The organism is Klebsiella sp. CN_Kp100 (genome assembly GCF_040065315.1).
Taxonomy (GTDB): Bacteria; Pseudomonadota; Gammaproteobacteria; order Enterobacterales; family Enterobacteriaceae; genus Klebsiella; species Klebsiella oxytoca.
In genome coordinates this window covers 13,225-32,108 of sequence record NZ_JBEAIJ010000050.1, presented here as the reverse complement: position 1 = coordinate 32,108, position 18,884 = coordinate 13,225, and the positions used below count along the sequence as shown (strand labels likewise).

18 protein-coding genes and 2 pseudogenes are annotated in these 18,884 nt (G+C 54.3%); 14 read left to right on the top strand and 6 right to left on the bottom strand.

What is annotated here, in order from left to right:
• Positions 1–165 precede the first annotated feature (165 nt).
• From ABLV12_RS22790 to ABLV12_RS22780, 3 genes are all read left to right on the top strand, one after another.
• Positions 166–1,179, top strand: coding sequence for a sensor domain-containing diguanylate cyclase (locus ABLV12_RS22790; RefSeq protein WP_004101236.1), 1,014 nt, complete (start codon positions 166–168; stop codon positions 1,177–1,179).
• A gap of 57 nt (positions 1,180–1,236) precedes the next feature.
• A complete protein-coding gene (locus tag ABLV12_RS22785) occupies positions 1,237–1,338 on the top strand; it encodes a YoaK family small membrane protein (RefSeq protein WP_004101234.1) in 102 nt (33 codons plus the stop codon).
• A 214-nt stretch (positions 1,339–1,552) separates the two neighbouring features.
• Entirely contained in the window at positions 1,553–1,678 is a 126-nt protein-coding gene (locus ABLV12_RS22780) for a hypothetical protein (protein ID WP_085955747.1), read from the top strand.
• A 48-nt stretch (positions 1,679–1,726) separates the two neighbouring features.
• Here the strand turns inward: ABLV12_RS22780 and ABLV12_RS22775 are convergent, their stop codons facing one another.
• The 4 genes from ABLV12_RS22775 to ABLV12_RS22760 all read right to left on the bottom strand — a co-directional run bounded on the left by ABLV12_RS22775 (position 1,727) and on the right by ABLV12_RS22760 (position 5,088).
• Positions 1,727–1,990 carry a DUF2534 family protein gene (locus ABLV12_RS22775; RefSeq protein WP_004101230.1) on the bottom strand — a complete coding sequence of 88 codons (264 nt, stop codon included), beginning with the start codon at positions 1,988–1,990 and terminating at the stop codon, positions 1,727–1,729.
• Positions 1,991–2,118: 128 nt separating this feature from the next.
• Positions 2,119–2,757, bottom strand: a complete 639-nt coding sequence (leuE, locus tag ABLV12_RS22770) for a leucine efflux protein LeuE (RefSeq protein WP_004101229.1) — start codon at positions 2,755–2,757, stop codon at positions 2,119–2,121.
• 89 nt (positions 2,758–2,846) lie between these two features.
• Positions 2,847–3,761, bottom strand: a complete 915-nt coding sequence (gene lpxP, locus ABLV12_RS22765; RefSeq protein ID WP_160887591.1) for a kdo(2)-lipid IV(A) palmitoleoyltransferase — start codon at positions 3,759–3,761, stop codon at positions 2,847–2,849.
• Between the two features lie 538 nt (positions 3,762–4,299).
• Positions 4,300–5,088 (bottom strand): class I SAM-dependent methyltransferase, encoded by a 789-nt coding sequence (locus tag ABLV12_RS22760; RefSeq protein WP_348867369.1) that lies wholly within the window; start codon positions 5,086–5,088, stop codon positions 4,300–4,302.
• A 257-nt stretch (positions 5,089–5,345) separates the two neighbouring features.
• On the opposite strand from ABLV12_RS22760, the gene fecI reads away from it, so the two are divergent.
• From fecI to ABLV12_RS22735, 5 genes and pseudogenes are all read left to right on the top strand, one after another.
• Entirely contained in the window at positions 5,346–5,867 is a 522-nt protein-coding gene (gene fecI, locus ABLV12_RS22755; RefSeq protein ID WP_004101219.1) for a ferric citrate uptake sigma factor FecI, read from the top strand.
• Entirely contained in the window at positions 5,864–6,811 is a 948-nt protein-coding gene (gene fecR, locus ABLV12_RS22750; RefSeq protein WP_016808471.1) for a ferric citrate uptake sigma factor regulator FecR, read from the top strand. Before fecI ends, fecR begins: the two co-directional genes overlap by 4 nt.
• Before the next feature lie 97 nt (positions 6,812–6,908).
• Positions 6,909–9,239 (top strand): TonB-dependent Fe(3+) dicitrate receptor FecA, encoded by a 2,331-nt coding sequence (gene fecA, locus ABLV12_RS22745; RefSeq protein ID WP_348867368.1) that lies wholly within the window; start codon positions 6,909–6,911, stop codon positions 9,237–9,239.
• Positions 9,240–9,299: 60 nt separating this feature from the next.
• Positions 9,300–9,640: pseudogene (fecB, locus tag ABLV12_RS22740) on the top strand (Fe(3+)-dicitrate ABC transporter substrate-binding protein FecB); the annotation flags it as partial.
• An 89-nt stretch (positions 9,641–9,729) separates the two neighbouring features.
• Positions 9,730–10,045: pseudogene (locus tag ABLV12_RS22735) on the top strand (ferric citrate ABC transporter ATP-binding protein FecE); the annotation flags it as partial.
• 36 nt (positions 10,046–10,081) lie between these two features.
• On the opposite strand, the gene fraE reads toward ABLV12_RS22735, so the two are convergent.
• The gene (gene fraE, locus ABLV12_RS22730; RefSeq protein WP_160887587.1) at positions 10,082–11,125 is read right to left on the bottom strand and encodes a fructose-asparagine asparaginase; all 1,044 of its coding nucleotides are present in this window, start codon (positions 11,123–11,125) and stop codon (positions 10,082–10,084) included.
• Between the two features lie 278 nt (positions 11,126–11,403).
• Between fraE and ABLV12_RS22725 the strand changes: the two genes are divergently transcribed.
• The 3 genes from ABLV12_RS22725 (at position 11,404) to ABLV12_RS22715 (ending at position 14,991) form a co-directional block, all read left to right on the top strand.
• Complete coding sequence (locus tag ABLV12_RS22725; RefSeq protein ID WP_064398449.1) at positions 11,404–12,591, top strand: HD domain-containing phosphohydrolase; 1,188 nt, start codon at positions 11,404–11,406, stop codon at positions 12,589–12,591.
• Positions 12,592–12,671: 80 nt separating this feature from the next.
• The gene (locus ABLV12_RS22720; protein WP_064398452.1) at positions 12,672–14,456 is read left to right on the top strand and encodes a diguanylate cyclase; all 1,785 of its coding nucleotides are present in this window, start codon (positions 12,672–12,674) and stop codon (positions 14,454–14,456) included.
• Between the two features lie 316 nt (positions 14,457–14,772).
• On the top strand, positions 14,773–14,991 hold the full coding sequence (locus tag ABLV12_RS22715; RefSeq protein ID WP_016808465.1) for a hypothetical protein: 219 nt from the start codon (positions 14,773–14,775) through the stop codon (positions 14,989–14,991).
• 97 nt (positions 14,992–15,088) lie between these two features.
• On the opposite strand, the gene icd is transcribed toward ABLV12_RS22715, so the two are convergent.
• Positions 15,089–16,339, bottom strand: a complete 1,251-nt coding sequence (icd, locus tag ABLV12_RS22710) for an NADP-dependent isocitrate dehydrogenase (RefSeq protein ID WP_004101197.1) — start codon at positions 16,337–16,339, stop codon at positions 15,089–15,091.
• A gap of 236 nt (positions 16,340–16,575) precedes the next feature.
• On the opposite strand from icd, the gene rluE reads away from it, so the two are divergent.
• From rluE to mnmA, 3 genes are read left to right on the top strand one after another with little or no spacing between them, the layout of a single operon-like run.
• Positions 16,576–17,226 carry a 23S rRNA pseudouridine(2457) synthase RluE gene (gene rluE, locus ABLV12_RS22705; RefSeq protein WP_023320724.1) on the top strand — a complete coding sequence of 217 codons (651 nt, stop codon included), beginning with the start codon at positions 16,576–16,578 and terminating at the stop codon, positions 17,224–17,226.
• 20 nt (positions 17,227–17,246) lie between these two features.
• The gene (locus ABLV12_RS22700) at positions 17,247–17,723 is read left to right on the top strand and encodes an NUDIX hydrolase (protein WP_004112222.1); all 477 of its coding nucleotides are present in this window, start codon (positions 17,247–17,249) and stop codon (positions 17,721–17,723) included.
• A 38-nt stretch (positions 17,724–17,761) separates the two neighbouring features.
• On the top strand, positions 17,762–18,868 hold the full coding sequence (gene mnmA / locus ABLV12_RS22695; protein ID WP_032728076.1) for a tRNA 2-thiouridine(34) synthase MnmA: 1,107 nt from the start codon (positions 17,762–17,764) through the stop codon (positions 18,866–18,868).
• The last annotated feature ends 16 nt before the right edge of the window (positions 18,869–18,884 follow it).

Here is an 18,884-nt window from a genome sequence, read left to right as displayed (position 1 = left end):
TGAGTTTTTCCCCGTCGCCCCCGACGGGGCTTTTTTCCCACCCTCGATGCAGGTATTCTCCCGACAGATGTGTTAAATTTTGTGTATCTCTGTTAATTCTGCGCTAATTGTCGTTTCGCATAGCTTGCCGGTAGTTACGATTAGCGTTCGGGAGCCGTATTCCTCATGTCCGATTTTCTCCTCGCTCGCGTTTCGCAAACGCTCGCCAATGAACACACCCTGGAAACATTGGTTCGACAGCTGCTTGAGATGCTGGAGCTTGTTACCCGAATGGAATCTACCTACCTGACTCGTATTGACTTCGAGGCGCAGCGCCAGCAGATTATGTACGCGCACAATAGCAGCGAAATGCAGATCCCTGAAGGTTTCTCCGTTCCCTGGAATGACTCCCTGTGTAAACGTGCGCTGGACGACCGCTGCATATTCAGCAACGATGTCGCCGAGCGCTGGCGTTCGTGTATCGCCGCCCAGGATTTGGGTATCGCTACCTTTTTCAGCATCCCCGTGCGCCTGACCGATGGCTCATTATTCGGCACGCTCTGCGCCACCAGCCGGGAAAGACAACCCTATAACATTGAGGGTGAGCAGGTGATGAATCTGTTTGCCAACCTCATTTCGCACTATGTTGAGAAAGAGACCCTGGTGCAGCAGCTTCGGGCAGCAAACGTCGCGCTGGAGATGCACTCGTACACCGATGAGCTCACCGGTTTGCCGAATCGCCGCTCGTTGTTCAAGCATCTTGCCGCACAGTTTGCGCAGGCCAGAGAACGCCAGCGCAGCGTACTGCTCATTTTTATCGATCTCGATGATTTCAAGGCAATCAACGACCGATTCGGTCACCCCTGCGGTGACAGCTTTCTGATTCAGGTTGGAGAACGCCTGTTGGCCCGCGCCCGCCGCGGCGATATTGTTGGCCGCCTGGGCGGCGATGAATTTTTACTGGTTGGCCTATGTTCCGAAGCGGAGGAACAACAGGAGTATATTGCCGCTTTACGTAAAGAGCTAACGGGGATCTATTTCCTTGGCGCGCACCGAATTAACTATCCCGGCGCCAGCTTTGGCGTGATTGAAGCCGACCCACAGGCAATGGACGTTGAGCAAGCGCTACGAAGCGCCGACGACGCGATGTATCAGGATAAAAAGTCACGTCGCCAGGGAACATTTTTTCATATTGACTAATATACGGTGAAATCCCGTATCATATTAAGCACGATTCGCACCTACAGGGGCTCAATAATGAGACTGGGTATTCTATTTCCGGTGGCTATTTTTATCGTCGCCGTTGTTTTTCTGGGCTGGTTTTTTGTCGGCGGCTATGCGGCACCGGGCGGGGCGTAATGAAGAAAAGCACCATTATTATGCTTATTGTCGCAATTGTGGCCGTGGCGGGTACGCAGCTGGGCTGGTGGTAAAACCAGGAATATTCGCCCTTCAGACTGGCAAACATTGCAGAATTTTCTTATCTACTCAATAACTTAAAAGAATAGACTCACTTCATCAGCCGTTTGCGCTTGTCGCCGTTCGCGGACAGATTTAACTGGAGAAGTGAGAAATGAAAAAATCGATCGTGTTGCCGTTAGTGCTCGCGCTTTGCACGCTATTATCGGGATGTATCGTCGACAGAGGCTATCACCACGGGCACCGTCATCATCATCACGACGACAGAGGCTGGCGATAAAGCGCAAAACATCACAAGGCGAACTTCGGTTCGCCTTGTCGCATACGATTAGTCCCGGCGGTCGGAGCCCAAAAAAAGGAATCCCAGCGGAATGGAGAACAGCAGCGTAAACACGATGCTATAAACCGTCACCATCGCCCCTTGCAGGAAAAACATTGAAGTCGTCCACTCTGAGTACGGCATATTGTACTCGCTCACCACGCCGCCAAAGGTTGCACGTCCTACCACGATAAGCGCGATGGCAAATATCGCCGCTATCGACATAAAGAACTTCTTGCTGTTTTTATTGCTGGTGAGTTTCTGCAGAATCATCCGGGTTCCCTTTTTTCTGAGCGATAATCGGCTGTATATGTAACACCAATGCAATCAAAATTGAAGGGAATTTGTTACAAAGCACAGAGAGTCAGCGGCGGGCCGGTGGCATATACCGGCCCCAACGATTACGACTGTAGCGTTGCCAGACGAGCGGCAAAACCGACAAACACGAGGCCAATCAGGCTATTACCGATTTTCGCCAGTTTCTTTTTCGTTTTTACGTAGCGCGTGACGAAAGAGCCGGAGACGATAAGGAAGCTCATGTAAATAAAGCTAATTATCTCCAGGGTCAGCGCCAGAATAAAGAACGCCAGCCCGGGCGTTCTGGCATTGACGTCAATAAACTGCACGAAGAATGAGACATAAAAAAGAATCGCTTTCGGATTCGTCAGGCTGAGGGTCAGCGAACGCTTAAGAATCGCGCTCCCCGGCTCGGAATCAGAAGACGAATGCCCATCGCGCTGCGTCAACACCGCGTAGAGCATCTTCCCGCCCATCCACAGTAGATAAATCGCCCCCAGGTAGCGGACGATATTGAATAATACCGGCGTGGTCTTGATGAGGGTCGCGACCCCGGCAAACGCCAGAAACATCAGAATGGCATCACCGATAAACACGCCCGCTGCCGCGAGATAGCCTTTTTTCACGCCGTGAGCGACGCCCGTCTTGAGGACAAAAAAGGTATTGGGACCGGGCACCAGAATGATAAAGATAGCCCCAACCAGATAGGTCAGGTAATTTAGTACACCAAACTCAGCGAACACAACGCACTCCTTCGCTTACAACAAAAATATGATCCCGCGCACGTTAACGCAACCGGGACCATTTTGAAAGCGCCGAGAGTGCGGAGGGCTTAATAGAGCGAAGTTTCGCCCAGCGGACGGGTTTTAAAACGGCGATGAACCCACAGATATTGTTCAGGGGCGCGCAGGATCTCTTTCTCGATAATCTTGTTGATATAGCTCGCCGCATCCTGTTTATCTTCTCCAGGATAGTCGCGCATCACATCGCTGATATGCAGGCTATAACCTTTGCGGTCCGCTTTACGCACCATGCTGATCGTCAGCATTTTTGCGCCTGACAAACGAGAAAGCACGTAGGTGCCGTTGGTCGTCGCCGCTTGCTGGACCGAGAAGAACGGGGCAAATACGCTCCCCTTCGGGCCGTAGTCCTGATCCGGCGCGAACCACACCGCTTCGCCCGACTTTAACGCATGCACGAGTCCGGATAAATTTCGGCGGTCGATCATCGCCTTGTTCGAGCGCAGGCGGCCGCGCGTCTGCACCCACTCCATCAACGGACTGTTATGCGGACGGTAGGTTGCCATCATGGGGCGACACAGCCCCATCGTGCGGCCACCCAGTTCAAGAGACATAAAGTGGACGCCGACAACCATCACGCCTTTCCCTTCGCTCAGCGCATTGTTGAGGTTGACCATCCCCTCGACGTCAAACCATTTTTTCACTCGCTCATCGCTCCAGAACCATGCCATACCGGTTTCAATCAGCCCCATTCCCAGAGACATGAAATTTTGCTCGATCAGCTTTTCGCGCGCCGCTGGCGGCATTGTGGGGAAGCAGAGTTCGAGATTACGTCTGGCGATATGCTCACGACGTTTAAGGAAGCGCCGGGAGGCGCGTCCCGCGCTGGTGCCGATAAGATGCAAAACGGGATAAGGAAGCTGGACAATCAGCCAGAGTACGCCCAGGCCAAACCAGGTACCCCAATTACGAGGATGAAGAAGACTTTTATTAAAAGCGTAAGACATGTTTTTTCCTGTAAACATTAGAACATGAGGTAACGCTTAAGGAAAAAACGAGTCCCTTCATCTGTCATTAGGCGGTACGTGTAGCAGTTCAGACAATAATAATCCTGTTAAATTCACTGCGGCAAGTAAAAAACTACGCCAACAGAAAAAAACACATTACCCGCACACCTGTAACAAAATGTAAAACAAAAAATGAATAAATCATTACAAATATCCACCACAAGAATGATTAACACGCTAATCATTCATCATAAGGCAAGCTGTTCTCAAAGCAGGAGAACGCTGCGCTCCCTGCAGGCAACGGCGGAGGCCGCGTCAGGACAGGGCTGCGCAGCAATGGTACCGGGATAATTTTGGTTTTCCGTTATCCCTTTAACCACGTCAGCGCTTGCGCTACCCATTCATCTCTCTTAACGCTTTTTGATTTAACAGAAGAATATAAGAAAGCTTCCCGAAGCCAAAGTTGAAATAAGAATCACCTTATTTTACTTTCCTGACAATAATTAATAATTATCGACAATTATCCATTTCGTCACCCTTATTTCGGACTTTTTACCTGAATTGCTTTAACCGAGCAGCAGGCAATAAAGTTTAAATGCTTTTTATGACGTTGAAAAAAGCGCAGCATTGATAAAAATCTCGGACGATTCTCGCGCTTTAGCAAGCCATTGCAGACAATTTTTAGCGCCTGTATAAATCCTTCGTCTTTCATTAACCCTCGCGGCGACATCAGCGACATCGGTCCATGATGAATGCTTACGGCATCAAAGCCGCTCCGTTGGAAAAGGGCCCGCCAGGCGGCAGCGCTCAGCGGGCTGACGTTGGATTTCACGACCCCCTGCAGCTGCCGCCGGGCTTCCTCTCCCAGCGTATCATGCGTATACATGATATCGTGCGTCAGCAAACGGCCACCGGGCTTGAGAACGCGAAAATATTCTGCCACCAGTTTTTCTTTGGCTTTATCCGCATACATGGTGAGCATCGCTTCATTTATCACCACATCAAACGTCTCGTCGGCAAATGGCAGCCGACCCGCATTCGCCTCCATCACTATCACCCGATGATCCACACCTTCGCGAACGATATTTTGCCGGGCTTTCGCCAGCGCGCCTTTATCCATATCGATGGCGTAAACGGTACAGTGAAAACGCTGCGCCAGCTCAATAGAGGTTGTCCCCATATTACAGGCCACCTCCAGGACTTTATTGTCGGCGCTAAACCCTGCCTGCTTAAATAGCCACTCAGTGGCCTCAATGCCGCCGGGACGTAAGCGGGTTTTCCCCAAACTTGCCAAAAAAGTATGTCCGGCTTTTTCGCTAGCGTTCATCTGACTCTCCTTACCTCATAAAATGCATTATAAATACAACATTAAAGTGAGAGAGGGAATAATGATAATGAATTTTATTTGCATTAAGGACGAGGTTAAAGAAAAGGTGCAATGAGGGATAAAATATATTCAATGTTTAACAATTACTTATCGTTACTAAAGTTCTGTATGGCCCGTATTGCTGGCGCGACTTATTGAAATGATAACCATTCTCATATTAGCATGTGCCGTATTGATCAACTCTCCTGAACCTGGCTATGCCCTCTTCTTCCGCCATCGCCTCTCCGCTAACGCTTGCCTCGCTCTATAGCGATCATCATGGTTGGCTGAAAAAATGGCTTACTTGTAAGCTGCAATCCGCTTATGACGCCGACGACGTAGCGCAGGATACCTTTGTCCGAATTATGGCCAACGAGTCGCTGCTGACGATTCGCGATCCAAAATCCTTTCTCTGCACGATTGCTAAACGGGTGATGATCGACCTGTTCCGCCGTAACGCCCTGGAGCGTGCATGGTTAGACATGCTTTCGCAGCTTCCCCCAGAGCTCTCTCCCTCACCGGAGCTACGGCAGAGCCAGCTCGAACTGTTACAGCAGATTGATGCCATGTTGGACGGGCTTAACGCAAAAGTCCGGGAAGCGTTTTTGCTCTCGCAGCTTGAAGGGCTGACCTATGCCGAAATCGCCAGCCGCCTGGCGGTTTCCGTAAGCTCGGTTAAGAAATATATCGCGAAAGCCACCGAGCACTGTCTACTGTTTCGTCTGGAGAATGGCCTGTGAAACCGACGCTGAGCGAATCTCGTCGTCAGGCGCTGCGCTCCGCCTCGCACTGGTACGCGGTGCTCAGCGATGGATGCGTGAGTCCGCAGCAGGAGGCCCGCTGGCAGCAGTGGTATGAGCAAAACAAAGAAAATCAGTGGGCCTGGCAGCAGGTAGAAAACCTGCGACAGCAGATAGGGCAACTGCCGGGCGGCCTGGCCAGCCGTGCCCTTAACGATAGCCGACTGGCGCGTCGCCACGTACTGAAGGGTCTGATGCTTTTGCTGGTCATCGGAGGCAGCTGGCGGCTCTGGGATTCCGAACTGGCGGAGGGCCTGGGCGCCGACTACCGTACGGCGAAAGAAATACCTCGCCAGCAGCAGCTTGCCGACGGTTCGCTCCTAACGCTGAATAGCGAAAGTGCCGCCGACGTCCGTTTTGACAGACGACAGCGCATGGTTCATTTACGCTACGGCGAAATCGCCATCAGGACCGCTCACGACAGCCTGCAGCGTCCTTTCCGCGTGCAAACGCGGGAAGGCACGCTCACCGCGCTCGGTACCGAATTCACCGTCCGTCAGTTTGCCGGCGGCACCCGGCTGGCGGTACAGCAGCATGCCGTGGAGGTGGTTTTACCATCCGGCAGCGTCCAAATCGTCAACGCCGGGGAAAGCCTGTGGTTTACCCGCAATCGCTTCTTCGCCCTGGTTAAGTTCAACGACGGCGAGGATAGCTGGATCAGAGGCGTGCTGACCTTCCGCGACGCCCCGCTAAGCGAGGTGGTCGAAACCCTCGCCCGCTATCGCTCCGGGGTGTTGCGCTGCGATCCCGCGGTGGCCGAATTACGCCTTAGCGGCACCTTTCCGCTGGAGGATCCTGACGCCATTCTGAAGGTTATTGCGCAAACGCTGCCGATTTCATTACGGTTTGTCACTCGCTACTGGGTGACGCTCGTTCCAGCCTGAAAAGAAAAATCGAAAAAATTCTCATTATCTATTGTCCCTTTTCCCGGCTCGTTCGACTTATTAGATGAATATAACCATAAACGTTCGTGGAGAAGAGATGACGCCTTTACTCGTTTTACGCACACCGATGCCTCTGGTAATAGCAATCCGTTTAACGCTGCTGCCGCTAGCAGGGCTGGCTGCCGCGCCGATATACGCCGCCGCGCAGTATGACATCGCCGCCGGGGGATTAGACAACGCCCTGAACCAATATGCCGCCCGCAGCGGTATCACGCTTTCCGCCGACGCCAGCCTGACGCGCGGCAAGCATAGCCCGGGCCTGCACGGCAGCTTCGAAACCGAAGAGGGGTTACGCAGGCTGCTGAACGGCAGCGGATTACGGCTAAAGCCGCTGGGCAAGAATGCCTGGACCCTGGAGCCCGCTCCTGACAGTTCAGACTCCACCCTCACCGTCGTCGGGGACTGGCTTGGCGACGCGCGCGAGAATGATGTCTTTGAACACGCCGGCGCCCGCGACGTTATCCGTCGGGAGGATTTCGCCAAAACCGGAGCCGCCACGATACGCGAAGTGCTGAACCGGATCCCCGGCGTCAACGCGCCGGAAAATACCGGTACCGGCAGTCACGATCTGGCAATGAACTTCGGTATTCGTGGCCTCAACCCGCGGCTTGCCAGCCGTTCCACGGTGCTGATGGACAGTATCCCGGTTCCCTTTGCCCCCTACGGCCAGCCGCAGCTTTCGCTGGCGCCGGTCTCGGTCGGCAATATGGACGCCATCGATGTCGTGCGCGGCGGCGGCGCGGTGCGCTACGGGCCGCAGAGCGTCGGCGGCGTGGTGAACTTCGTCACCCGCGCAATCCCCGAGGATTTTGGCATTCAGGGCGGCATGGAAGGGCAGCTCAGCCCCACCTCTTCACAAAACAACCCGAAAGAGACGCATAACCTCGCGATCGGCGGCACGGCGGACAACGGTTTCGGCTCCGCCCTGCTTTACTCAGGCACCCGGGGCAGCGACTGGCGCGAACACAGCGCCACGCGGATTGATGATGTGATGCTGAAAAGCAAATACGCGCCTAACGAAGTCCATACCTTTAACAGCCTGCTGCAATACTATGACGGAGAAGCCGATATGCCCGGCGGCCTCTCCCGCGCCGACTACAACGCCGACCGCTGGCAGTCCACGCGTCCTTATGACCGTTTTTGGGGGCGCCGCCAGCTCGCCAGCCTCGGCTACCAGTACCAGCCGGATGCGCAGCATAAATTTAATATTCAGGGGTTCTATACCCATACCCTGCGCAGCGGCTACCTGGAACAGGGTAAGCGCATTACCCTCTCCCCGCGCGAATATTGGGTCCGCGGCATCGAACCGCGCTACAGCCAAAGCTTTATGATCGGTCCATCCGCCCACGAGGTCGGCGTCGGCTATCGCTACGTCAACGAATCGACCCACGAGATGCGTTACTACACCGCAACCACCAGCGGCGAGCTGCCCAGCACCGCCAGCCCCTACGATCGCGATACCCGTTCCGGTACCGAAGCCCACGCCTGGTATATCGACGATCGCGTGGATATTGGCAACTGGACGATTACGCCAGGAATGCGCTTTGAGCACATTGAGTCTTATCAGGACAATAATCTGCTGGGCACCCGCGAACGGGTCAGCTATAACGCTCCGCTCCCGGCGCTGAATGTTCTTTATCACCTCACCGACAGCTGGAATCTTTATGCCAACACAGAAGGCTCATTCGGCACCGTACAGTACAGCCAGATTGGCAAGGCTGTACAAAGCGGCAATGTGGAACCAGAAAAAGCGCGTACCTGGGAAGTCGGCACCCGCTACGACGACGGCGCGCTGACCGCCGAAATGGGGCTGTTCCTGATTAACTTCAACAATCAGTACGATTCCAACCAGACCAATGACACGGTTACCGCCCGCGGTAAAACGCGTCATAGCGGCCTGGAAGCGCAAACCCGTTACGCCCTCGGCGAACTCTCACCCGCGCTTGATAATCTCTCGGTCTACGCCAGCTATGCGTACGTTAATGCTGAAATCCGCGAGAAAGGCGACACCTACGGTAACCAGGTTCCCTTCTCGCCGAAGCACAAAGGCACCCTTGGCGTCGATTACAGCCCCGGCAGCTGGACGTTTAACCTTAACGGCGACTTCCAGTCCAGCCAGTTTGCCGATAACGCCAATACCGTTGCCGAAAGCGCCGATGGCAGCACCGGTCGTATTCCCGGCTATATGCTGTGGGGCGCCCGCGTGGCCTATGACTTTGGCCCACAAATGGCCAATCTCAACCTCGCGCTGGGGGTGAAAAACATCTTCGACCATGCGTATTACACCCGCTCATACGACGATAACAACAAAGGGCTTTACGTCGGTCAGCCGCGCACGCTGTACCTGCAAGGATCAATGAAGTTCTGATTGATCGAGCGTTGCCGGACAGCGCTATTCGCGCCCTGTCCGGCAAGCTGGAGGAAAATCATGTTTAGCCTTGTTCGTCAGTGCATTTTAGCCCGCTGTTTGCCGCCACCGTACAGGATGAGCGCGGTCGCTTTACGCTTGATAAAACGCCGCAGCGCATCGTGGTGCTTGAACTCTCCTTTGTTGACGCGCTGGCGGCGGTCGACGTTAGCCCAACAGGCATGGCCGATGACAACGATCCGTCGCGTATTCTGGCGGACGTACGCGCACGTCTGAAGCCCTGGCAGTCGGTGGGCACCCGTGCCCAGCCCTCGCTCGAGGCCATCCGCGCGCTGCATCCCGATCCGATCGTCGCCGATAGCAGTCGCCATGCCGGAATCTACGCCGCCGAGCGTATTGCCAGCGACATGGTTAAAATCGTCCATCACCGGGCGGTAGATATCACGCCATGAAACCGTTCCGGCACGCTTTTTTTATCTGGGGATGGCCGCTGCTGGCACAGGATAACCCGCTGGTGCTACTTGATGAACCAACAACCTGGCTGGATATTAATCATCAGGTGGAGCTGATGAAGCTGATGCGCGAGCTACAGACGATGGGCAAAACCGTGGTCACCGTACTGCACGATCTGAATCAGGCCAGCCGCTACTGCGACCATCTGGTGGTGCTTGAAGGGGGTCAGGTGCAGGCTCAGGGCCTGGCGGAAACGGTACTGACGCCGGAGATGCTGCGGGAGATTTTTCACCTGGAAGCGGAGATTTACCCGGAGCCGGTTGTCCCGGCGCCCGATGTGCGTGGTGAAATAACCCGGGTAAGGCGTACTGCGCCCTACCCGACGTTAATCAGTAAGTGTGGAAATATTGCTGAATCAACTGCGGATTTTTCGTTTGCGTCAGCGCGGTCATCAGCAAAATACGCGCTTTTGCCGGATTGAGAGAATCGGCGACCAGCCCCGGCTGGCCGCCATCTACCGGCACCACGCCGCTGCCGGTACGCGAGGCGCGAACCACCACGATGCCGGCTTTTTCCGCTTTTTCAATTCCTGCCGCACTGCGTACGGAGACCGACCCCGCGCCGGTACCTGCGTAAATAATCCCGTCAGCATGGTGAGCGATCGCCGCGTCATACATATATTCAGGGTCATCCTGGTAGCCATAAATAATGACCACTTTCGGCAGCGCGTTCAGGTTACGGACGTCGAAAACTGAACGCACGGTGTGAATTTTGTCCACGCGGGTTTCGAACTGCGGCTTACCGCTGACGATCACGCCGAGGTAGCCCTCTTCCGGCGCCCGGAAGGTATCCAGCGTCGTGGCGTTGGTTTTAGTGACAAAACGCGCTGCCCCGATGCGATCGTTAAGGACCACCATCACCCCACGGCCTTTCGCTTCCGGGTCAGCCGCCACGGTCACCGCTTCCAGCAGATTCATCGGGCCATCGGCGCTGATGGCCGTTGCCGGGCGCATTGCCGCCGTGAAGACCACCGGCTTATTGCTTTTTACCGTCAGGTTGAGGAAATAAGGCGTCTCGTCGAGGGTATCGGTACCGTGGGTAATGACTACGCCGTCGACATCCTCGCGGGCCAGCAGTTCATTGACGCGTTTGGCCAGCTTGAGAATAATATCGCTGGTCATATTTTCGCTACCGATATTGGCAACCTGCTCACCGTCAACGCGGGCGACTTTACTCATTTCAGGTACGGCGTTAATCAGCGTCTGTACGCCAATAGCGCCGGCTTTATATCCGGTTGTCTGGGTGTTGCTGGCCGCCGAACCGGCAATGGTTCCTCCGGTTGCCAGGATCACAATATGCGGCAGACGCGTGGCGCTGAACGCGAAAGCACTTATCGACAGTAACGCAATGGTCAGTAATGCTCTAAAATTCATAATTACCTATCCCCAAATAGATTTTAATCAAATTCGCCCGGTGATAATGCAAAGGGCTTGCCAGGATTTAATGTATTTTGCCGGGCAAAAGTGGTTAACTATCGGACAAAAAAGGATTTTTATTTCGCCAGGAGCGCGACATTGGTGCACAGATGCGCTAAAAACGGGCATCATAAAATGCAAAATCAGAAACAACTCATGCAATCTGTTCTGTCTTGATGGCATCGCGAGTAACCAAATAAGCCATAACGACGCGGGTAACCCGAGAGAGAAAAACGATGCGTATCGCCTTAAAATCAGCATTGATGCTAACAACCCGCGTCATACAAATCATTAATCCTGAACTGCAGCTGCATATGCAGCGAACGGCGCTGATCGCACTGGAGCTGGCGCAGGCATCAGGGCTTTCGCGCCCGCAGCAGCAAACGGTCTTTTGCGCCGCGCTGCTGCACGATATTGGCGTTCTGGGTGACAAAAGGGCTTTCTCCTCGCTGAACGCTATCGATAATCTCAATGACCCCCATCAGCATCGGGGAGCAGAAATGCTGGCCGGATTAACCACCCTGGCCCCAATCCTGCCGATTATTCGCGATCATCATTTTAGCCCACACCACAAGGGCAGCCTCGAACAGCATATCGTCTATTTTGCCGATGTTTTTGAGCGCCTGCTGGCCGGTGATAAAGGCGGTTCGGCTTATCAACCCGATATTATTATTACGCAATTTCGTACGCTCTATCAGGCGATCGACCCGTCGCTGTGTCAAACCTTGTGCCAGCTCGCACAAAAAGAGCATTTCTGGCTGCATCTTAATCCTGGACATATTCAGCGAATGCTGGAAATTATCGGCCCAATAAACGATGTCTATATGGGTATTGATGGCCTGAAAGATATCTGTCTGTTAATCGCCAACATTGTCGATACCTACAGTAGCTTTACCGCCAGCCATAGTCTGAAGGTTGGACAAATTTCGCGCGCCCTTGCCGCCTGGATGAATCAGCCGGAGCTGGAGTGCCGGAAGATTGAAATTGCCGGCTATTTGCACGATATCGGTAAAGTCTACATACCGCTGGCCATCCTCGAGAAACAGGGCGAGCTCAATGACGAAGAGCTGCTGCAGGTTCGGGAACACAGCTATATGACCGGCGAAATTCTTAGCGCATTTAGCGAACTCGGCGATATCGTGAACTGGGCGGCCAATCATCATGAAAAACTGGATGGCAGCGGTTATCCTCTGCATCTGAGTGGCGATTACCTGCAGCTGGCAGATCGCATCATCGCCATCGCGGATATTTTCACCGCCCTTACCGAAGACCGCCCTTATCGCCCCGGAATGAGCCGTCAGCAAGCGTTACGGCTGATTGAGTGTGATGTGACAAACGGCGCGCTGGATAAAGACGTTTACCGCGTTTTACATCAGCATGCCGAAGCGCTGCACGCTATTATTACTCACACGCTGCCCTCTTAATTTGCCGGCTCTCTGCTGGTGAAGCCGGAGCGCAGCGACAAAAAATATAATTAATTCATCTGCACGCAAGGATATATCCGGTGAGAATCGCCACCATGACCAATTGGGCCTACGGGATCACCGTCGCCCTGACCCTCGCCTCAGGCATGGCAATGCTGATGGCCTCAAGTGCGGATAATGCTGAACGCCGCGCCGTCGAACAACGTCAGGTGTTCGACCAGTTGAGTGAAGAAGTCGAAAGCGGCGCCTGGGAGCTTTCCGATCTGGCGCGGCTCTATATCATCCAAAAAAATCAGGATGTGCTACGCGAATACCGGCAGCAGGCGCAGACCATTGCCGCCATTGAACACCGGCTGGTTAAACTCAAAGATAATGGCGCAACCGCTGAAGAACTGGCGCTGCTGCGGGAGGGTTTACAGATTGCCGATGAACTCCAGGATGAGCAGCAGGCGGCGCTGGCGCAGGTTGCCCGGGGGGAAGAAAAAGCGGCGGTAAGCCTGCTTTACGGCGCGGCCTACGAACAGGAGCTTGAGCGGGTACAAACTCAGCTTGACCACTTTCGCCTGCTGCTCGAAGGCCGGGTGAATAAAATCATCACTCAGGCCACGGAGAAATCACGTATCTGGCGTACGCTCTCTGAAGTCATGGTTGGCCTCACCGCCCTGATGTTTCTGTTTGTGCTGGGATTTATCCTTAAGCGGCGGGTGCTCTATCCCGTCGTCCGTCTGAGCGATGTGGTACAGCGGCTGGCATCGCAGGATTATGCGGTCGAGACGCCGCAGTTCACCCAGATAGATGAAATTGGCGATATGGCCCAGGCGATTCGTATCTTTCGCGAGAACGGGCTGGCGCGGCAGCGGCTGGAACAAGAGCGCGATGCCGACTGGGCCGTCCGCGAGCTGCTGGCGCGGATGACCCAGCGTCTGCAGGGCTGCGAATCATTCGAGGATGTGATCAAGGTGGCCGAGCGCTTTGCCCCCAGCATCGCCCCGCAGATCCCCGGCCGACTCTATATCCTCGACACCGATCCCTGGCAGATGCGCTGCGTTGCGCAGTGGCTTTCTCCGCCGCAGGAAACGGATGTCTTTCATCCCGATAACTGCTGGGCCGTTCGGCGCGGACTGAGTCATCCTCCGGTTAACGGTGAGCCGGATATCGCCTGTTACCACCTGACGGAACCACAGGCCAATCAGTCGCTATGCGTGCCGCTGATTGCGCAAGGAGAAGCGATTGGCCTGCTCTCCTTCAGCAACGTCACCGCCGCAACCGCGCCTTCCCGCGCCTATCTTGAACTGATGGCCGAAGCGCTGGGTCTGGCTCTGGCGAATCAGCGTTTACGCAACGCGCTGCTGGAAAAGGCGCTGTTCGATTCATTAACCGGCCTGCGCAACCGTCACCATCTGGATGATGCTCTGCATACTCAAATGAATCTGGCGGTTCGCAACGGTACGCCGCTGAGCTGCCTGATGATCGATATCGATCACTTCAAGGCAATTAACGATAATTACGGCCACGAAGCGGGCGATCTGGTCATTAAAAACGTCGCCGCAATTATACAGCGTGCGGTGCGTGATATCGGGATGGCCTTCCGCTACGGAGGCGAAGAGTTCCTGGTGCTGCTGGGCGGAACCCATGAAGAGGCGGCAATGGCCTGCGCGACCGAGATCTATCACAGCGTTCAGCATCTGACTTTGCGCTATGGCCTTGCTGAGATTGGTCAGATCAACGTCTCCATCGGCATCGCCAGCTACCCGCAGCATACGCATAGCGACAGCCTGCTGCGCGCGGCAGACGCTGCGCTCTACCGGGCAAAAGAGTTGGGCCGGTCAAGAATTGTGAGCTTTGGGATGTTGAAGGCGGATTGAGTCGATATTCGCACCGTTATGTAAAAGGAGCCGTGCGCTCCTTTTGCCCAGTGCAATCATCAGGACAGCGTAGCAAACTTTGGCGCGCCGGATTTTCTATCCTCTTGAAAAGTAAGCCGCTTGATCCAGGGCAAAGTCATAACTCCGTCATTGAGTAAAATTCATCGCCTGATTTGAACAAGGCTATGTCGTTTTCATGTTTTTAAGGTTTACGCTGTTCTACCTACTTTTTATCCCCTTGCAGACTTTTGCGCTTAATTACTCTTCAACCTTTTTAAGGCTCAATTGCCCGCAGAGAGGCCTCGTGGAGGTCATTTTGCATGTTTACGATCATACCCAGGAAAAATGGCAGAATAATTTTGAGACCGGCGCAGGGCACAAGCGCTCAGGCGATATGGAACTGATCCCCTTTGCCAACGGGGATATTCTCTTCCACTCGGTGTCAACAGATGCATTTAGCTATCTCTACAGCGGCGAAGAGAAGCTTTACCGCTGTTTAAAATTGGATGAAAGACCGCTATACCCTTCCTTTTAACCCTGCGTAGGCGACGCGATCCAACCCGGGACGTTGTCCGCAGAGTAAAAAAAACGGGAACCCATCGGCTCCCGTTTTGTTTAACCCAGAGACTGGATTACATATTCGCGATAATCGCGTCGCCAAACTCTGAACATTTCAGCAGCTTAGCGCCTTCCATCAGACGTTCAAAGTCATAGGTCACGGTCTTGGCGGCGATTGCGCCTTCGGTGCCTTTAACAATCAGGTCTGCGGCTTCGAACCACTGCATGTGGCGCAGCATCATTTCGGCGGACAGGATGATGGAACCTGGGTTCACTTTATCCTGGCCGGCATATTTCGGCGCAGTACCGTGGGTCGCTTCAAACAGCGCGCACTCGTCACCGATGTTTGCACCCGGGGCAATACCGATACCGCCAACCTGCGCCGCCAGGGCGTCAGAAATATAGTCACCGTTCAGGTTCATACAGGCGATGACATCGTACTCCGCCGGACGCAGCAGGATCTGCTGCAGGAAGGCGTCGGCGATAACGTCTTTAACGACAATCTCTTTCCCGGTGTTCGGGTTTTTGATCTTCATCCACGGGCCGCCGTCAATCAGCTCACCGCCGAACTCTTCGCGTGCCAGCTGGTAGCCCCAGTCTTTAAACGCGCCTTCGGTGAATTTCATGATGTTGCCTTTGTGCACCAGGGTCAGAGAATCGCGATCGTTGGTGATAGCGTATTCGATGGCGGCGCGAACCAGGCGTTTGGTGCCTTCTTCAGAGCACGGCTTGATGCCGATGCCGCAATGTTCCGGGAAGCGAATTTTCTTCACGCCCATTTCATCACGCAGGAATTTGATGACTTTATCCGCTTCAGCAGAGTCTGCTTTCCACTCGATACCGGCGTAGATGTCTTCGGAGTTTTCGCGGAAGATAACCATATCGGTCAGTTCAGGATGCTTAACCGGGCTCGGTGTCCCCTGGTAGTAACGAACCGGACGCAGGCAAACGTAGAGGTCCAGTTCCTGACGCAGGGCAACGTTCAGAGAACGAATGCCGCCGCCGACTGGCGTAGTCAGAGGGCCTTTGATAGCAACACGATATTCACGAATCAGATCAAGAGTTTCGGCAGGCAGCCAGACATCCTGGCCATAAACCTGGGTCGATTTTTCACCGGTGTAAACTTCCATCCAGGAAATTTTACGCTCGCCCTTATAGGCTTTCTCAACGGCAGCATCAACCACTTTCAGCATCGCCGGAGTGACGTCAACACCGATACCATCGCCTTCGATGAACGGGATAATCGGGTTATTAGGGACGTTCAGCTTGCCGTTTTGCAGGGTGATTTTTTGACCTTCCGCCGGAACTACTACTTTGCTTTCCATTAACCTCTCCTTCGAGCGCTTCTGGTTCTGCTCTTCCCTCTTCACGCTAGCCGGGCGTTGGCTTTATTCGCCCACTCCCGTCAGTGGAATATCCCGCTAACCGGAGATTTCGCGTCCGTGTCGCCTTCCTGTAATGCGAATCGGTTTGAGCAACCTTTTTGTTAATAAGTTGTAATGAGCATGTCAATACTACCTGAATGTTTGCGTCCATGAAAGGCATTCGTAATTAGGCTATAATGCGGCAATTGATAGAGTCTGAAAATACCATGCAAAAAACTTCATTTAGAAAACATCGCGTTGAGCGATTCAGCACGCAACAAGTCACCAGACAACGTAAAGAACGCCAGCCAAAAACTGTGATCTTGTTCAATAAACCATACGATGTATTGCCGCAATTTACCGATGAAGCCGGGCGCAGCACGCTAAAAGATTTTATTCCGGTTGCCGGCGTCTATGCCGCCGGTCGACTGGACCGCGATAGCGAAGGCCTGCTGGTGCTGACCAACGACGGCGCGCTGCAGGCGGCTCTCACCCAACCGGGTAAGCGCACCGGTAAAGTTTATTACGTTCAGGTGGAAGGTGAACCCACGGCGGATGCGCTGACCGCGCTCCGCGACGGCGTCACGCTTAATGACGGCCCCACTCTGCCAGCGGGAGTGGAGCGTGTAGCGGAGCCAGAGTGGCTCTGGCCGCGTCATCCCCCCATCCGCGAGCGTAAATCCATTCCTACCAGCTGGCTTAAAATTACCCTCTATGAAGGGCGCAATCGCCAGGTGCGGCGGATGACCGCCCACGTCGGCTTTCCCACGCTGCGCCTGATTCGCTATGCGATGGGAGGCTATACGCTGGATGGTCTGGCCAACGGCGAATGGCGCAAAATTGATTAACAGTAGCCTAAGGAAAAACAATGTTTAAGCCGCACGTCACCGTCGCCTGCGTGGTTCACGCTAAAGGCAAATTCCTGGTTGTTGAAGAGACGATCAACGGTAAAGCGTTATGGAACCAGCCGGCAGGCCATCTCGAAGCCGATGAAACCCTGGTTCAGGCCGCAGAACGCGAGCTTTGGGAAGAGACCGGCATTCGCGCGACGCCGCAGCACTTTCTCCGCCTGCATCAGTGGATAGCCCCGGATCGCACGCCATTTTTGCGCTTCCTCTTTACCATCGAGCTTAACGATACGTGCGCCACCGAGCCCCACGATAGCGATATCGATCGCTGCCTGTGGCTCAGCGCGGAGGAAATTCTTAGCGCGAGCAACCTGCGTTCGCAGCTGGTTGCCGAGAGCATTCGTAGCTATCAGCAGGATCCGCGCTACCCGCTGGCGCTCATCGGCGAATTTAACTGGCCGTTTACAGGGGGTGCCTCAACGGAGGACGCGTGCTAGAATACGCCGCCTCGAAGTTCAATGTAGTGAGTAATCCAATGTCAGAAAGCCAGAAAAAAGTGATCGTCGGCATGTCCGGCGGGGTTGATTCCTCAGTTTCCGCCTACCTGCTGCTCCAGCAAGGGTATAAGGTGGAAGGCCTGTTCATGAAGAACTGGGAAGAAGACGACGGCGAGGAATACTGCACCGCAGCGGCGGATCTTGCCGACGCGCAGGCCGTTTGCGATAAGCTCGGGATTGAACTTCACACCGTCAACTTTGCCGCAGAATACTGGGACAACGTGTTTGAATTGTTCCTTGCAGAGTATAAAGCCGGACGCACGCCCAACCCGGATATTCTGTGCAATAAAGAAATTAAATTTAAAGCCTTCCTCGAATTTGCCGCAGAAGATCTCGGCGCTGATTACATCGCCACCGGCCACTACGTGCGCCGGGCCGACGTCAACGGCAAGAGCCAGCTGCTGCGCGGCCTCGACGGTAATAAAGACCAGAGCTACTTCCTCTATACCTTGAGCCACGAACAGATCGCGCAAAGCCTGTTCCCGGTGGGGGAGCTGGAAAAGCCGCAGGTGCGTAAAATCGCCGAAGAGCTGGATCTCATCACCGCGAAGAAAAAAGACTCGACCGGTATCTGTTTCATCGGCGAACGCAAATTCCGCGAATTCCTGGGCCGCTACCTGCCTGCTCAGCCGGGTAAAATTATCAGCGTTGACGGCGACGAAGTTGGCGAGCATCAGGGTCTGATGTACCACACGCTGGGGCAGCGTAAAGGTCTGGGCATCGGCGGTATCAAAGACGGCGGCGAAGACCCGTGGTATGTGGTCGACAAAGATGTCGAAAACAATATTTTGATTGTCGCTCAGGGCCATGACCATCCGCGCCTGATGTCCGTGGGGTTGATTGCTCAACAGCTGCACTGGGTTGACCGCGAGCCGCTCACGGGCACGCTGCGCTGCACGGTAAAAACCCGTTACCGTCAGACCGACATCTCCTGCACCGTGAAAGCGCTGGATGATGACCGCATTGAAGTGATCTTTGATGAGCCTGTAGCCGCCGTCACGCCGGGCCAGTCTGCGGTCTTCTACAACGGCGAAGTATGCCTCGGCGGCGGGATTATCGAACAGCGCTTGCCGCTGCAGGCCTGACAGACATATCAGCCGC

Excerpts from the sequence above, each read along its gene's own strand:
- ABLV12_RS22790 (WP_004101236.1), top strand. The coding sequence starts at position 166 with ATGTCCGATTTTCTCCTCGCTCGCGTTTCGCAAACGCTCGCCAATGAA.
- ABLV12_RS22785 (WP_004101234.1), top strand. The coding sequence starts at position 1,237 with ATGAGACTGGGTATTCTATTTCCGGTGGCTATTTTTATCGTCGCCGTT.
- ABLV12_RS22780 (WP_085955747.1), top strand. The coding sequence starts at position 1,553 with ATGAAAAAATCGATCGTGTTGCCGTTAGTGCTCGCGCTTTGCACGCTA.
- ABLV12_RS22775 (WP_004101230.1), bottom strand. The coding sequence starts at position 1,990 with ATGATTCTGCAGAAACTCACCAGCAATAAAAACAGCAAGAAGTTCTTT.
- lpxP (WP_160887591.1), bottom strand. The coding sequence starts at position 3,761 with ATGTCTTACGCTTTTAATAAAAGTCTTCTTCATCCTCGTAATTGGGGT.
- ABLV12_RS22760 (WP_348867369.1), bottom strand. The coding sequence starts at position 5,088 with ATGAACGCTAGCGAAAAAGCCGGACATACTTTTTTGGCAAGTTTGGGG.
- fecI (WP_004101219.1), top strand. The coding sequence starts at position 5,346 with ATGCCCTCTTCTTCCGCCATCGCCTCTCCGCTAACGCTTGCCTCGCTC.
- fecA (WP_348867368.1), top strand. The coding sequence starts at position 6,909 with ATGACGCCTTTACTCGTTTTACGCACACCGATGCCTCTGGTAATAGCA.
- fraE (WP_160887587.1), bottom strand. The coding sequence starts at position 11,125 with ATGAATTTTAGAGCATTACTGACCATTGCGTTACTGTCGATAAGTGCT.
- ABLV12_RS22725 (WP_064398449.1), top strand. The coding sequence starts at position 11,404 with ATGCGTATCGCCTTAAAATCAGCATTGATGCTAACAACCCGCGTCATA.
- icd (WP_004101197.1), bottom strand. The coding sequence starts at position 16,339 with ATGGAAAGCAAAGTAGTAGTTCCGGCGGAAGGTCAAAAAATCACCCTG.
- rluE (WP_023320724.1), top strand. The coding sequence starts at position 16,576 with ATGCGGCAATTGATAGAGTCTGAAAATACCATGCAAAAAACTTCATTT.
- ABLV12_RS22700 (WP_004112222.1), top strand. The coding sequence starts at position 17,247 with ATGTTTAAGCCGCACGTCACCGTCGCCTGCGTGGTTCACGCTAAAGGC.
- mnmA (WP_032728076.1), top strand. The coding sequence starts at position 17,762 with ATGTCAGAAAGCCAGAAAAAAGTGATCGTCGGCATGTCCGGCGGGGTT.